The following is a 13,315-nucleotide window of genomic DNA, read 5'->3' as shown; positions in this document are numbered from 1 at the left end:
CATTGGTCGTTCGAATCAAGAGCGTCGACAAGCGCACTGCGCGCCCGGAAGTCATGGTCGGCCTGGGCGGTTTTGGCGCCCTCTGCGAAATCCCGGCCGGCTACAAGCAGCCCGTGCTGGTTTCCGGCACCGACGGCGTGGGCACCAAGCTGCGCCTGGCACTGAACCTGAACAAGCACGACAGCATCGGCATCGACCTGGTTGCCATGTGCGTCAACGACCTGGTGGTGTGCGGCGCCGAGCCGCTGTTCTTCCTGGACTACTACGCCACCGGCAAACTGAACGTCGACACCGCGGCCCAGGTCGTGACCGGCATCGGTGCAGGCTGCGAACTGTCCGGCTGCTCCCTGGTCGGCGGTGAAACCGCTGAAATGCCGGGCATGTATGAAGGCGAAGACTACGACCTGGCCGGCTTCTGCGTCGGCGTCGTGGAAAAGGCCGAAATCATCGATGGCTCCAAAGTCGCTACCGGCGATGCCCTGCTCGCCCTGCCTTCTTCCGGCCCTCACTCCAACGGTTACTCGCTGATCCGCAAGATCATCGAAGTGTCCGGCGCCGACATCGAAAACACCCAGCTCGATGGCAAACCGCTGACCGACCTGCTGATGGCCCCGACCCGCATCTACGTGAAGCCGCTGCTCAAGCTGATCAAGGAAACCGGTGCCGTCAAGGCCATGGCTCACATCACCGGTGGTGGCCTGCTGGACAACATCCCGCGTGTTCTGCCAAAAGGCGCACAAGCGGTGGTTGACGTTGCCAGCTGGACCCGTCCGGCAGTGTTCGACTGGCTGCAAGAGAAAGGCAACGTTGACGAGAACGAAATGCACCGCGTCCTCAACTGCGGCGTGGGCATGGTGATCTGCGTGGCCCAGGAGCACGTCGAAACCGCCCTGAAGGTCCTGCGCGAAGCCGGCGAGCAACCGTGGGTCATCGGTCAGATCGCCGCCGCTGCCGAAGGCGCGGCCCAGGTCGAACTGAAAAACCTCAAGGCTCACTGATGCCTAAGACCTGTGATGTAGTGGTGCTGTTTTCCGGAACGGGCTGTAAGTTGCTGGCATTTATCGACTGCACGGGGACCGGTCACAACCGGTTCCGCATCGCTGCGGTGATTTCCAACCGCGCCGACGCCTATGGCCTGCAACGCGCCAGGGATGCGGGTATCGAAACCCGCACCCTGGACCACAAGGCTTTCGAGGGCCGCGAAGCCTTCGATGCCGCGCTGATCGAACTGATCGACGCCTTCAACCCCCAACTCGTGGTACTGGCCGGTTTCATGCGCATTCTCAGCGCTGACTTTGTCCGGCATTACCAGGGTCGCCTGCTCAATATCCACCCTTCGCTGCTACCAAAATACAAAGGGTTACACACTCATCAGCGTGCCCTGGAAGCCGCAGACACCGAACATGGTTGCTCCGTGCACTTCGTCACCGAGGAACTCGATGGCGGACCACTGGTCGTACAGGCAGTAATACCGGTAGAGTTGCACGACTCGCCGCAGAGTCTGGCGCAGCGGGTCCATGTCCAGGAACACGTGATCTACCCGATGGCCGTGCGCTGGTTTGCCGAAGGCCGGTTATCACTCGGCGATCAAGGTGCTTTACTGGATGGACAGCTACTGGCAGCCAGCGGCCACTTGATTCGAACCTAGGAGATTTTATGCGTCGTGCCCTGCTCTTCGCTTGTGCTCTGCTCGCCTTGCCCTTCGCCCAGGCCGCGGACCTTCAACCTTTCTCCGCCAGCTACACCGCCGACTGGAAACAGTTGCCCATGAGCGGTACCGCCGAACGCAGCCTGACCAAGGAAGCCAACGGTGTCTGGAAGCTCAGCTTCAAGGCTTCGATGATGATCGCCAGCCTTTCCGAAGAAAGCACCCTGACCCTCGACAAGGACACCCTGCTGCCCCAGTCCTACCACTTCGAACGTGGTGGTCTGGGCAAGGCCAAGAAGTCGGATCTGGACTTCGACTGGAACACCAAGATGATCACCGGCATCGATCGTGGTGACGCGGTCAAGGTCCCGCTGAACCGTGGCATGGTCGACAAGTCCACCTATCAGCTTGCCCTTCAGCATGACGTCGCCGCCGGCAAGAAAAGCATGAGCTATCAGGTCGTCGATGGCAGCGAAGTCGACACCTATGATTTCCGCGTGCTGGGCTCGGAAAAAGTCGAGACCAAAGCCGGCAAGATCGACGCGATCAAGGTTGAACGCGTACGTGACCCGACACAAAACAAACGCATCACAGTGATGTGGTTCGCCAAGGATTGGGACTACCTGCTGGTGCGACTGCAACAGGTGGAAACCGACGGCAAGGAGTACAACATCATGCTCCTGGACGGTACGGTCAACGGCAAGACTGTCAAAGGCAGCTGAGCCGCAGCAACACGAAGAAGCCCCGCAATTGCGGGGCTTTTTTTCGCCTGGAACTCAGCCGTGGATGGCTAGACCGAAAACCGCGTCACCATGGTATTCAGATCCACCGCCAGGCGCGAAAGCTCCTGACTCGCCGCGCTGGTCTGATTCGCCCCGGCCGAACTCTGCAATGCCAGGTCCCGAATGTTCGTCAGGTTGCGGTCCACTTCCCGCGCCACGGCGGCCTGCTCTTCGGAGGCGCTGGCGATCACTGTATTGCGCTCGTTGATCAGGGTAAACGCCGACGCAATGTCCTCCAGCGCAGCGCCCGCGGCTTTCGCCACCTCCAGGGTTGAACGCGCGCGGGTATTGCTGTGCTGCATCGAGCTGACGGCCGATTCGGTGCCTTGCTGGATACCGGAAATCATCTGCTCGATTTCCCGGGTCGATTGCTGGGTTCGATGCGCCAGGGCCCGCACCTCGTCGGCCACCACCGCAAATCCGCGTCCAGCTTCACCGGCCCGGGCCGCTTCGATGGCGGCGTTAAGCGCGAGCAAATTGGTCTGCTCGGCAATCGAGCGGATTACATCCAGAACCTTGCCTATGCCGTGCACCTTCTGCGCCAGGTCTTCGACTTGCGCAGCGTTGGCGGTAACGTCATCGGCCAGCAGTTCGATGGACACTACGGTCTGCTGCACCTGCTCGCGGCCGTGCCGGGCGATCCGATCGGACTCGCGAGACGCCTCGGACGTGGCGACGGCATTGCTTGCTACCTCTTCCACAGCGGCGGTCATCTGATTGACTGCCGTGGCAGCCTGATCGATTTCCAGACTCTGCTGGTGCAGGCCACGAGTGGCATCCTCGGTGACACAACTGAGCTCCTCCGACGCCGAGGCCAATTGTCTGGACGAGTCCGAAATACGCTGAATGGTCTCGCGCAGACTCTGCTGCATGCTCTTGAGCGCCAGCAACAGCCGCGCCGGCTCGTCTTTACCGGTGATATCGATGTTGCCGGTCAGATCGCCGCCGGCGACCACTTCGGCCACCTGCACCGATTGCGAAAGCGGCACCACGATACTGCGGGTCAACAACAGTGCCAGGCCGATGGTAATCAACGCCGTCACACCGATCATGACCCCGACCCAGAACCGCGACTGGTCAAATACTCGGCGCCCGGCTTCGGTCGCCAGATTGGCGTTGTTCTTGTTCAACTCGATCAGCTCCTTGAGGGTGCCTGTGATCTCATCGGCCAACGGATTCATCTCTCCGTTGAGCATCACGGCCGCCTCCTCCACCCGTCCCTGGGTAGCGAGCGTCATCACCTGCCCTTGCAGTTGCAGGTACTTGTGTTGCAAAGCCTTGAAACGGTCGAACAACACACGCTCCTGCGGGAGCACGATCAAGGCATCATAACGGCGCTGAGCAACGTCAAGGTTCGCCTTGAGGTCGTTGAGCTTGCTGACGTTCTGCGCCTGCGCCTGTGGATCGCGATTGAGCAGCAGGCGCATGGTCAACGCCCGCACCCGCAGCATGTCCTGACTCATGTCACCGACCGCCATGACACTGGGCAACCAGTTGTCATCGACCTGATCGGACTGCGCCCGCATGCTCGACATCTGCAACAGGGCGAACGCCCCCAATACAAACACCATCAGCGCCAACAAACCAAAACCGAGAATCGCACGCGGAGCGATATTGAGACTTCTGATACTCATTCCCCTGGTTCCTTCCAAAAGCGCTGCGTCAGGCAGCTGGTTCTTTAGACGGTATCGGACTGTTGAAAATTTGCGTAAGACGAAAATGTGATATCAAAACACCATTGCTGCTACGGTAACGTTTCAGCGAAAAGGCCCATCTGTACAAGAAAAGCGGAACACCCATCCGGCACCATGCTCTATACCTTCAAGGTCTTTTTGATCGAATAAATATCCTGTTGCTTGCGAGGTTTGCCATGACCGTTACCGTCAACACCGTTTCTGCCGAAGGCTTTCGCCACAGCGTTCAAATCGATGAGCATGAACTCTTCGCCGATGTGCCCGTCACGGCGGGTGGCGAAGGCTCGGCACCGGAGCCGCACGATTATTTCGATGCCGCGCTGGGCGCCTGCAAAGCCTTGACCTTGAAGCTGTATGCAAAGAAGAAGGACATTCCTTTGACCGGTGTCGGCGTCGAGGTCAAGCGCGACAACAGCCAGGAACAGAAAGGCCAATACGTGCTGCACGTCAAACTGACACTCAAGGGCGTACTCACCGACGCCCAGCGTGATGAACTTCACCGTGTTTCCGATCGTTGCCCGATCCACAAGCTGATGACCACCAGCGAAGTCAGCATCGAGACCCATCTGAGCGAAGGCGCGTTCAGTCAATAGCGGCAAGCGCTGCACAAGCGGGTTATGCTCCAGCGCATTACCCGCCCAGCCTGGAACGCACCATGAACACTCCGCTCGTAATCCGCCCCCGCGTAGAAGACGTCGAAGGCCAGCCCATTCTTCGTCCGCTGCCATCAGCCAAATGTCGCAATGTCGGGCCATTCGTGTTTTTCGACCACATGCTCGAAACGGTCTATCCGGCAGGCGAAGGCATGAACATCCGCCAGCACCCGCATATCGGACTGTCGACCCTCACCTATTTGTTCGAAGGGCAACTGCAACACAAGGACAGCCTGGGTTCGGATCAGATCGTTAACGCCGGCGACGTCAGCTGGATGACTGCCGGCAGCGCCATTGCACACGTCGAGCGCACACCGAAAGCCCTTTGGGATCTCGGCTTCAAGATGCACGGCCTGCAAATCTGGCTGGCCTCGCCCAAGGATCATGAACAGGGTCCCGGCCACTACAGCCACCATCCCGCCGCCACGCTCCCGACCAGCGAAAACCTTGGCGTGAAATTGCGCATGATTGCCGGCTCCGGCTTCTGCCTGGAATCGCCAGTGCCAGTCCTTTCTCCTACGCTGTATGCGGAATTGACCCTGCAAACAGCGGCGACGTTATTGATCCCCACCGAGCATGAAGAACGGGCGTTGTATGTGTTGAGCGGTGAAGCGCAGCTCAATGGCGAACCCATCGAGCCACACTCGCTGGTGGTATTGCCACCTGGAGAGGAAATGACCCTGTTCGCCGAAAGCGAATGTCATGCCGTACTGTTCGGGGGTGCACCCCTGGACGGGCCACGGCGGATCAACTGGAACTTCGTATCGAGCGATCCGGCGGCCATCGATGAAGCACGCCGGCGCTGGGCGGCCGGGGACTGGCCGACCGTGCCTGGGGAAAGCGAGCGGATAGAACTGCCCTGATTTCTTCAGTGTCCCCTACACCGCCATCGCGAGCAGGCTCGCTCCCACATTGGATCTCGGTCAACTGTGGGAGCGAGCCTGCTCGCGATGAGGCCAGTAAAGATTCCGATCCAATCAAGACAGAAACCAGGATCAGCCCTTGAACACTTCATCCAGCAAGTTGTGCATCGAGGTGAACGCCCGGGCGGCGATCTTGGCGTCGTACATCATCATGCCCGGCACTTTCGCGTGCGGGTCGGTGAACGAGTGGAATGCACCGCCGTAGCTCAACAGCTGCCAATCCACACTCGCCGCATTCATTTCATCTTCGAACGCTGGCAATTGCTCCTTCGGCACCAATGGATCGGACGCGCCGTGCAAGACCAGCACCTTGCCCTTGATGTTTTTCGCATCGTTGACGTTCGGGGTATCGAGGGTGCCGTGGAACGACACTGCCGCCTTCACCGGGGCGCCGGTGCGGGCAAGCTCCAGCGCGCAGCAACCACCGAAGCAGAAACCGAAGGTTGCCAGCTTCGAGGTATCGACCGCCGCCTCACCTTGCTTCTGCAATTGCTCGAACGCCACCTGCATGCGCTTGCGCAGCAGTGCCCGATCATTTTTCAGCGGCATCATGGCCGCGCCCGCTTCGTCGTTGTTCTGCGGGCGAACAGTCTGGCCGTAAAGATCCGCGATCAGCACCACGTATCCCTTGGCCGCCACCGATTTGGCGATCTCTTCGGCACCTGCGCCGACGCCCATCCAGTTGGGGGCCATCAACAACCCCGGACGCGGCCCCTTGTGCTCGGCGTCGAAGGCCAAACGGCTCTCATAAGACTGACCGTCAATCTGGTAGGCAACGGAACGTACAGTGATCTGGCTCATGTGTGACTCCTGATTGTTAAGCACTGGAATGAAAAAACCCGCCGAAGCGGGTTTTTCTACAACGCAGTTAAACCGACAGTTCAACCAATAGCTTGTTCAGACGACGCACGTACGCCGCCGGGTCCTTCAAGCTGTCGCCAGCGGCCAGAGCCGCCTGATCGAAGAGAATGTGCGACAGGTCGCCGAAGCGTTCGTCGCTCTGCTCGTTGTCGAGCTTCTCGATCAGCGGGTGAGCCGGGTTGAATTCGAAAATCGGCTTCGAATCCGGAACCTTCTGGCCGCTGGCTTCCAGGATCTGACGCATCTGCAGGCCAAGATCCTGCTCGCCAATGGCCAGGATCGCCGGCGAATCGGTCAGACGATGGGAGACACGCACTTCGGCAACGGACTCGCCCAGTGCTGTCTTCAAACGCTCGACCAGACCTTCCTTGGACTTGGCGACTTCCTCGGCGGCTTTCTTGTCCTCTTCCGAGTCCAGATTGCCCAGATCGAGGTCACCACGGGCCACATCGACAAAGCTCTTGCCGTCGAAGTCGCTGAGATAGCTCATCAGCCACTCGTCGATACGGTCGGTCAGCAGCAACACTTCGATGCCTTTCTTGCGGAAGACTTCCAGGTGCGGGCTGTTTTTGACTTGTGCGTAGGTTTCGCCAGTCAGGTAGTAAATCTTGTCCTGACCTTCCTTGGCGCGCGCCAGGTATTCGGCCAGACCGACAACCTGCTCGCCTTCGTCGCCATTGGTCGATGCGAAGCGCAGCAGGCCGGCGATTTTTTCCTTGTTGGCGAAGTCTTCTGCCGGGCCCTCTTTCATGACCTGACCGAAGTTCTTCCAGAAGCCCTTGTATTGCTCAGGCTCGTTTTTCGCCAGTTTTTCCAGCATGTCCAGCACACGCTTGGTCAGCGCCGACTTCATGGAGTCGATGATCGGGTCCTTCTGCAGGATTTCCCGCGACACGTTCAGCGACAGGTCGTTGGAGTCGACCACGCCCTTGATGAAGCGCAGGTACAGCGGCAGGAACGACTCGGCCTGGTCCATGACGAACACACGCTGCACATACAGCTTCAGGCCCTTCGGCGCTTCGCGCTGGTACAGGTCGAACGGCGCACGGGCCGGCACATACAACAGCGAGCTGTATTCCAGCTTGCCTTCAACCTTGTTGTGGCTCCAGCTCAGCGGGTTTTCGAAATCGTGAGCGATGTGCTTGTAGAACTCCTGGTATTCCTCGTCCTTCACTTCAGTGCGAGGACGGGTCCACAGGGCGCTGGCACGGTTGACGGTTTCCCATTCAACGGCAGGCTTCTCCTCACCCTCGGCGGCCGCCGCTTCTTTAGGCAACTCGATCGGCAGGGCGATGTGGTCGGAGTACTTCTTGATGATGTTGCGCAGGCGCCAACCATCGGCGAACTCGTCTTCACCGGACTTCAGGTGCAGGACAATGCGGGTACCGCGATCGGCCTTGTCGATGGTGGCGACTTCGAACTCACCCTCGCCTTTGGACGACCAATGCACACCTTCGCTGGCCGGGCAGCCGGCACGACGGCTGAACACGTCAACCTTGTCGGCAACGATGAAGGCCGAGTAGAAACCGACACCGAATTGACCGATCAGGTGCGAGTCCTTCTTCTGGTCGCCCGACAGGTTTTTCATGAAATCGGCAGTACCGGATTTGGCGATGGTCCCCAGGTGGGTGATCACATCTTCGCGGCTCATGCCGATGCCGTTGTCTTCGAGGGTGACGGTCTTGGCGTCCTTGTCGAAGCTCACACGGATTTTCAGTTCGGCGCCACCTTCCAGCAATTGCGGCTTGGACAGCGCTTCGAAACGTAATTTGTCTACAGCGTCAGAGGCGTTCGAGATCAGTTCGCGAAGGAAAATTTCCTTGTTGGAATACAGCGAATGGATCATGAGGTGCAGCAGTTGCTTTACCTCGGTCTGGAAGCCCAGGGTTTCCTTTTGAGTTTCCACACTCATGGTCATCAAACTCCAATCAGAGGACATAGGCCGCGACCAAAGGGGTCTGCGGCGGGTTGTCATCAGAGTTGGGGGCTGTGTTCAGGATTTCAAGGGCTCTTCGAGTTTGAAATGTGCCCGGGCCGTTGCGATGGGCTCGCCTTCGGTGGTTTGCCAGGCCGTAACCGCGACGTTGGCAACCCGGCGCCCCTGACGGCACACCTGGCAACGCGCCCAGGTGTCACGGAACTGTCCGGCCCGCAGGTAATCGAGGGAAAAATCGATAATTTTCGGTACGCCCGGCGAGCCGGTGGCAATCAGCAGGTGCAGCGCGGCAGCCAGCTCCATGAAACCGGCAATCACACCGCCGTGTATGGCAGGTAATAAGGGGTTACCAATGTTGTCCTTGTTGGCGGGCAGGCGAAACAGCAATTCATCTCCCACCCGCGAGCATTCGACACCGATCAGCGTGGCGTAGGGAATCTGCTGCAACAGCAGGCTGTAGTCCCCTCTCTGGTGGGCCTGTTCCAATTGTTCCTTGAGCGTGTCTGTCATTTCGCACCTGCGCCGATTGCGCCACCAAAGCCTTTAGTCCCCTTGATTCCCGTTCCCATGCGCATGAAGGTGCCTGTGACATGGGCGATGGGCTGCTGGGGATCGTCCTGGTAAGCGAAGCCGCGAGCAAAGATCACGTCAGTGGTCACGCGATAGCACTGGGCGAAGCCGTAGACGTCTTTATGGGGTTCGGCGGCGTGCATGTAGTCGATGCGTAGATCCAGCGTCGGGCAGACTTCGAACTCCGGCAGAACACAGAGCGTGGACATGCCGCAGGCGGTATCCATCAATGTGGTCAGGGCGCCACCATGAATCACTCCGGTTCGTGGATTGCCTATGATCTGTGCGCTATAAGGCAAGGCCACCGTAAGACCTTCGCCGTCGGCGCTGTGAATCCGCATCCCGAGGACCTGGCAATGTCGCAGTGCCGATAAAAATCGCGTTGCACGCTCAAAAACAGTGTTTTCGGCCATTTGATCAAAACTCTTTTTAAACATTCATGCAGTGAAGTAGCCGTGCGGGCAAAAGTTCCGCATTAGAACAAACTTATATATCTGTGTGATTTGAGGAACTTACCGAAGGTGGCGATGCTCGAAAGGCCATCAAGATATTTTCACCAGGAGAAACACCCCATGCGTAAGACTTTAGCTATTGCCTTGATGTTGACCGCTTCCCTTGGTCTCGCTGCCTGCGGCAAAAAATCCGAGGACAAAGCTCAAGACGCTAACCAACATGCTGAACAAGCCCAGCAAAAAATGAACGAAGCTCAGGATAAAGTGAACGACGCGGCGAAAGAAAACGCCGAAGCCGCCAAAGATCAGGCTGAATCGAACGCCGAAGCGGCAAAAGAGGCCGCTCCGGAAGCACCTAAGAACTAATTTGGTTCTTACCGTGTAAAAAAGAAAACCCGCCAAGTGCGGGTTTTCTTTTACCTGCTGATTTTGTTCTTGACGCATTAGAGCAAAATCGTTCTAAACGTTGGACTAATCATCAGCAATAGCGAACATATCAAACCCACCAGCCAAACCAGGCTACGTTGCCAGGCCAGATCTTTCCAATAGCACACCAGATAGATGATTCGCGTGATGACAAAAACAATCGCCAACAAGTCGATAAGCCATCCCGCTGTTTGCGTGGTATGCGCCATCAACACACCCACAGCAAACAATATGAATGCCTCGAAACTATTCTGGTGTGCCGCCACCGCTCGGGCACCCAACCCCGTGAGCTGCGCCTGCTGTTGGCGCGGCAAGTGGTTGTTGTAACCACCCTGCTCTTTCATGGCCGTAGTCACGGGCATGCGCGCAACGTAAATCAACACAGCACTGATAAACACACACCAGAAGGGAATACTCATCAAGCGGCCTCTTTGGTGACCTCGGGCAACGGCGCCTCTGTTGGGGTATAGACCATCACGTCGAGAACGTCGGAATGAAACTCGCGGCGATACAACACGAACACGACACCGGCACTCATCAACATGAACAACCAGGGGCTGACGAACCAGGCCAGCATGGACATGCCGAAGTAATAGGAGCGCAAGCCGAAGTTGAACTGGTTGGCCGCCAGAGAGATCACTCGGGCCGCGCGCGAAGCGAATGCCCTTCGCTCCTGTTCAGACACATGGCGCTCACCCGCCATCGGCGCCGAGCCGACCAGGATGGCCGCGAAGTTGTACTGGCGCATGCACCAGCTGAACGTGAAGAAGGCGTAGACAAATACCAGCGCCAGGGCCAGCAACTTGATCTCCGACATGCCCTGGGAAGCTTGTTGCACCATCGGAATGTCCGCCAGCAAGGACAACGCCCTGTCGGATGATCCCAGTACGGTAAGAATGCCGGCCAGGATAATCAGCGTGCTTGAGGCAAAGAACGAAGCATTGCGCTCCAGGTTTCCGATCACGCTGGCGTCGGCAATGCGGTTGTCTCGCAGCAACATGCGGCGCATCCAGTCTTCGCGGTACAAATGCAGGACACTGGCCAGGCACGCCGTATCGCGGCCCTTCCAGGTCGCATAACGGGTATAGCCGCCCCAGCAGATGACAAACCAGAATGCAGCGAGAATATGGATCAGATTGGCATGGATGAACGACATGCAGGTCCTTTCGATTAAATGGCGGAACACCGAAATCCTGTGGGAGCGAGCCTGCTCGCGATAGCGCTACTGCATTCAGTACAGCTACCGCGAGCAGGCTCGCTCCCACATCCGGATTTTGCAATGCTTCGACGTTAGCTCACGGGAAAAGACACTGCCTCACGCCCATAAAAAATGCCCCGTATCGATTGATACGGGGCATTTCTGTGTTCCTCCAATGACTCGCTTGTAACGGGTCAGTGAAGCTTAAGCCAAAGCCTCGGCGCGCTTGCCCAGCAAACGATCGCAGACCACGGCGACCACCAGGGTCATCACCGAAGGCACCAGCCACGCCAGACCCTGCTCACTCAGCGGCAGGTGAGCCAGTTGTGCGGGCATCCAGTCAGCCAAGCCCGCGCCCTTGAGCGCATCGATCAAACCGAAGAGGAACGACACCAGCATCACCGGGCCGATGATACGGCTGTGCTCATGCCAGAAGTCCTTGCAGAAGCTCAGGGCGACCAGAGCGATGCACGGCGGGTAGATCGCGGTCAGGACCGGGATCGAGAACGCGATCAGCTTGGTCAGACCCAAGTTGGACACCAGCAGCGAGAACGCGGCAAGGATGATCACCAGGGTCTTGTAGGACAGTGGCAGTACGCGGCTGAAGTATTCGGCGCAGGCGCAGGTCAGGCCTACTGCAGTCACCAGGCACGCCAGGGAGATCAGCACCGCGAGGAAACCGCTGCCGAGCGAACCGAAGGTGTGCTGCACATAAGCGTGCAATACCGCCGCGCCGTTGGTCGCGCCGACAGCCACTTCGTGGCTGCCGGAACCCAGACGGAACAGGCTGATGTACACCAGTGCCAGGCCCACGCCGGCAATCAGGCCGGCAATGATCGCGTAACGGGTGATCAGCGCCGGCGATTCAACGCCACGGGAGCGGATGGCGTTGACGATCACAATGCCGAACACCAGCGCGCCAAGGGTATCCATGGTCAGGTAACCATTGATGAAACCCTGGGAGAACGGTGCGGCGACATATTCAGGGGTTGCCTGACCGATGTCACCCGCCGGCAAGGCGAATGCCGCGATGCCCAATACCGCCAGGGCAATGATCTTCAGTGGCGCGAGGAAACGCCCCACAGTGTCCAGCAAACGGCCCGGGTAGAGCGAGATGAAGAACACCAGCAGGAAATACACCGAGCTGTACAGGAACAGCGCCAGTGGGCTTTCGCCAGTCAGCGGCGCCAGCCCCACTTCGAAAGACACGGTCGCGGTACGCGGCGTGGCGAACAGCGGACCAACGGCCAGGTAGCAGGCAGCGGCCAGCAGACCACCGGCGACTTTGCCGATCGGGCTGCTCAAGGCATCCATGGCGCCCCCGACCTTGGCCAACGCGACCACGGTGACTACCGGCAGGCCTACCGCCGTGACCAGAAAGCCCAGCGCCGCCATCCAGACGTTAGGCCCGGACTGCAAACCGACGATAGGAGGGAAGATGATGTTGCCAGCCCCGACGAAAAGGGCAAACGTCATAAAACCAAGCGCCAGGATGTCCTGACCTTTCAACACTTTCATTAAGGAAATACCACACTGCTGAATCGGAATTTAGAGAGGGATTTCCCTATGGGTGAGGGAAATGCTGCCGGTCCGTATAGGACTGACCCGTTTAGCGTGAAGCTGCCTTGTGGGCGGCGAACGCAAAAATAGCGAGTAGCCTAACGAATTTGGCCCGAAAACGCACTGTTAGAGGGCGAACATTCCGATGCACGACATCTTTGTGTCGCGTTTTCGCATGTTAATGGTTGTCGCCTGTAACCCCGCTATCGCGAGCAGGCTCGCTCCCACAGTTGAAACGTATTCCATTGTGGGAGCGAGCCTGCTCGCGATGGCGCCAGCGCAGTCAACCCGGAAACGACAAAGGCCACCCGAAGGTGGCCTTTGTTTGGTGAAGCGTCAGCTAAGCGCGAAGCTTACTTGACAGCCCAACCAGTCAGCTCGGCCAGGGCCTTGCCGATGTCTGCCAGCGAACGCACGGTTTTGACGCCTGCGTCTTGCAGAGCAGCGAATTTCTCGTCTGCAGTGCCTTTACCGCCGGAGATGATTGCACCTGCGTGGCCCATGCGCTTGCCCGGAGAGTCCGGGTCTTCGATGGCGTGCACGGCGTCCAGGCGCAAGCCGTCGAAGCGGTATTCGAGCAACCACATCAGGGCGTTTTCGATAAAGAAATCC

General features: G+C 58.5%; 14 protein-coding genes and 1 pseudogene. 6 read left to right on the top strand and 9 right to left on the bottom strand.

The annotated features are described in order from the left end of the window. From purM to ACQKP2_RS29490, 3 genes are all read left to right on the top strand, one after another. Nucleotides 1-998, top strand: a 998-nt coding sequence (purM, locus tag ACQKP2_RS29500; RefSeq protein ID WP_427581809.1) for a phosphoribosylformylglycinamidine cyclo-ligase, incomplete at its 5' end; no start/stop codon positions are given. Beyond that, nucleotides 998-1,648, top strand: coding sequence for a phosphoribosylglycinamide formyltransferase (gene purN / locus ACQKP2_RS29495; protein ID WP_427581808.1), 651 nt, complete (start codon nucleotides 998-1,000; stop codon nucleotides 1,646-1,648). The genes purM and purN, both read left to right, overlap by 1 nt. Before the next feature lie 8 nt (nucleotides 1,649-1,656). Continuing rightward, nucleotides 1,657-2,370 carry a DUF3108 domain-containing protein gene (locus ACQKP2_RS29490; RefSeq protein WP_427581807.1) on the top strand — a complete coding sequence of 238 codons (714 nt, stop codon included), beginning with the start codon at nucleotides 1,657-1,659 and terminating at the stop codon, nucleotides 2,368-2,370. 68 nt (nucleotides 2,371-2,438) lie between these two features. Here the strand turns inward: ACQKP2_RS29490 and ACQKP2_RS29485 are convergent, their stop codons facing one another. Beyond that, nucleotides 2,439-4,064 carry a methyl-accepting chemotaxis protein gene (locus tag ACQKP2_RS29485; RefSeq protein ID WP_427581806.1) on the bottom strand — a complete coding sequence of 542 codons (1,626 nt, stop codon included), beginning with the start codon at nucleotides 4,062-4,064 and terminating at the stop codon, nucleotides 2,439-2,441. A gap of 236 nt (nucleotides 4,065-4,300) precedes the next feature. Here ACQKP2_RS29485 and ACQKP2_RS29480 point away from each other — a divergent pair, with 236 nt between their 5' ends. Both ACQKP2_RS29480 and ACQKP2_RS29475 read left to right on the top strand, forming a co-directional pair. After that, nucleotides 4,301-4,717, top strand: a complete 417-nt coding sequence (locus tag ACQKP2_RS29480) for an OsmC family protein (protein ID WP_427581804.1) — start codon at nucleotides 4,301-4,303, stop codon at nucleotides 4,715-4,717. 62 nt (nucleotides 4,718-4,779) lie between these two features. Next, nucleotides 4,780-5,640 (top strand): pirin family protein, encoded by an 861-nt coding sequence (locus tag ACQKP2_RS29475; RefSeq protein ID WP_427581803.1) that lies wholly within the window; start codon nucleotides 4,780-4,782, stop codon nucleotides 5,638-5,640. A gap of 132 nt (nucleotides 5,641-5,772) precedes the next feature. Here ACQKP2_RS29475 and ACQKP2_RS29470 read toward each other — a convergent pair whose 3' ends face one another. The 4 genes from ACQKP2_RS29470 to ACQKP2_RS29455 form a co-directional block, all read right to left on the bottom strand. Then, complete coding sequence (locus ACQKP2_RS29470; protein ID WP_427581801.1) at nucleotides 5,773-6,501, bottom strand: dienelactone hydrolase family protein; 729 nt, start codon at nucleotides 6,499-6,501, stop codon at nucleotides 5,773-5,775. A 67-nt stretch (nucleotides 6,502-6,568) separates the two neighbouring features. Beyond that, nucleotides 6,569-8,473, bottom strand: a complete 1,905-nt coding sequence (gene htpG, locus ACQKP2_RS29465) for a molecular chaperone HtpG (RefSeq protein WP_427581799.1) — start codon at nucleotides 8,471-8,473, stop codon at nucleotides 6,569-6,571. 81 nt (nucleotides 8,474-8,554) lie between these two features. Continuing rightward, the gene (locus ACQKP2_RS29460; RefSeq protein ID WP_427581798.1) at nucleotides 8,555-9,007 is read right to left on the bottom strand and encodes a PaaI family thioesterase; all 453 of its coding nucleotides are present in this window, start codon (nucleotides 9,005-9,007) and stop codon (nucleotides 8,555-8,557) included. Beyond that, on the bottom strand, nucleotides 9,004-9,480 hold the full coding sequence (locus tag ACQKP2_RS29455; RefSeq protein ID WP_427581796.1) for a PaaI family thioesterase: 477 nt from the start codon (nucleotides 9,478-9,480) through the stop codon (nucleotides 9,004-9,006). Before ACQKP2_RS29455 ends, ACQKP2_RS29460 begins: the two co-directional genes overlap by 4 nt. 159 nt (nucleotides 9,481-9,639) lie before the next feature. Here ACQKP2_RS29455 and ACQKP2_RS29450 point away from each other — a divergent pair, with 159 nt between their 5' ends. Continuing rightward, on the top strand, nucleotides 9,640-9,885 hold the full coding sequence (locus ACQKP2_RS29450) for a hypothetical protein (RefSeq protein WP_427581794.1): 246 nt from the start codon (nucleotides 9,640-9,642) through the stop codon (nucleotides 9,883-9,885). A 77-nt stretch (nucleotides 9,886-9,962) separates the two neighbouring features. On the opposite strand, the gene ACQKP2_RS29445 is transcribed toward ACQKP2_RS29450, so the two are convergent. From ACQKP2_RS29445 to ACQKP2_RS29430, 4 genes and pseudogenes are all read right to left on the bottom strand, one after another. Beyond that, nucleotides 9,963-10,364: an MAPEG family protein gene (locus tag ACQKP2_RS29445; RefSeq protein ID WP_427581792.1), complete on the bottom strand. Its 402-nt coding sequence runs from the start codon at nucleotides 10,362-10,364 to the stop codon at nucleotides 9,963-9,965. Beyond that, nucleotides 10,364-11,101 carry a DUF599 domain-containing protein gene (locus ACQKP2_RS29440; protein WP_427581790.1) on the bottom strand — a complete coding sequence of 246 codons (738 nt, stop codon included), beginning with the start codon at nucleotides 11,099-11,101 and terminating at the stop codon, nucleotides 10,364-10,366. The genes ACQKP2_RS29445 and ACQKP2_RS29440 overlap by 1 nt, the downstream gene beginning before the upstream one ends. 246 nt (nucleotides 11,102-11,347) lie before the next feature. Further along, complete coding sequence (gene brnQ, locus ACQKP2_RS29435; RefSeq protein WP_427581788.1) at nucleotides 11,348-12,661, bottom strand: branched-chain amino acid transport system II carrier protein; 1,314 nt, start codon at nucleotides 12,659-12,661, stop codon at nucleotides 11,348-11,350. Nucleotides 12,662-13,056: 395 nt separating this feature from the next. Continuing rightward, nucleotides 13,057-13,315 (bottom strand): annotated as a pseudogene (locus ACQKP2_RS29430) (hypothetical protein); the annotation flags it as partial.

Origin of the sequence: Pseudomonas sp. NPDC089569, from assembly GCF_050280625.1 — a bacterium.
Lineage (GTDB): Bacteria > Pseudomonadota > Gammaproteobacteria > Pseudomonadales > Pseudomonadaceae > Aquipseudomonas.
The sequence above is the reverse complement of the archived record's forward strand: the minus strand, read 5'-3'. Positions and strand labels throughout refer to the sequence as shown.

What these genes read in the sequence shown, in the direction of transcription:
- purN (WP_427581808.1), top strand. Translation starts at nt 998, where the DNA reads ATGCCTAAGACCTGTGATGTAGTGGTGCTGTTTTCCGGAACGGGCTGT.
- ACQKP2_RS29490 (WP_427581807.1), top strand. Translation starts at nt 1,657, where the DNA reads ATGCGTCGTGCCCTGCTCTTCGCTTGTGCTCTGCTCGCCTTGCCCTTC.
- ACQKP2_RS29485 (WP_427581806.1), bottom strand. Translation starts at nt 4,064, where the DNA reads ATGAGTATCAGAAGTCTCAATATCGCTCCGCGTGCGATTCTCGGTTTT.
- ACQKP2_RS29480 (WP_427581804.1), top strand. Translation starts at nt 4,301, where the DNA reads ATGACCGTTACCGTCAACACCGTTTCTGCCGAAGGCTTTCGCCACAGC.
- ACQKP2_RS29475 (WP_427581803.1), top strand. Translation starts at nt 4,780, where the DNA reads ATGAACACTCCGCTCGTAATCCGCCCCCGCGTAGAAGACGTCGAAGGC.
- ACQKP2_RS29470 (WP_427581801.1), bottom strand. Translation starts at nt 6,501, where the DNA reads ATGAGCCAGATCACTGTACGTTCCGTTGCCTACCAGATTGACGGTCAG.
- htpG (WP_427581799.1), bottom strand. Translation starts at nt 8,473, where the DNA reads ATGAGTGTGGAAACTCAAAAGGAAACCCTGGGCTTCCAGACCGAGGTA.
- ACQKP2_RS29460 (WP_427581798.1), bottom strand. Translation starts at nt 9,007, where the DNA reads ATGACAGACACGCTCAAGGAACAATTGGAACAGGCCCACCAGAGAGGG.
- ACQKP2_RS29455 (WP_427581796.1), bottom strand. Translation starts at nt 9,480, where the DNA reads ATGGCCGAAAACACTGTTTTTGAGCGTGCAACGCGATTTTTATCGGCA.
- ACQKP2_RS29450 (WP_427581794.1), top strand. Translation starts at nt 9,640, where the DNA reads ATGCGTAAGACTTTAGCTATTGCCTTGATGTTGACCGCTTCCCTTGGT.
- ACQKP2_RS29445 (WP_427581792.1), bottom strand. Translation starts at nt 10,364, where the DNA reads ATGAGTATTCCCTTCTGGTGTGTGTTTATCAGTGCTGTGTTGATTTAC.
- ACQKP2_RS29440 (WP_427581790.1), bottom strand. Translation starts at nt 11,101, where the DNA reads ATGTCGTTCATCCATGCCAATCTGATCCATATTCTCGCTGCATTCTGG.
- brnQ (WP_427581788.1), bottom strand. Translation starts at nt 12,661, where the DNA reads ATGAAAGTGTTGAAAGGTCAGGACATCCTGGCGCTTGGTTTTATGACG.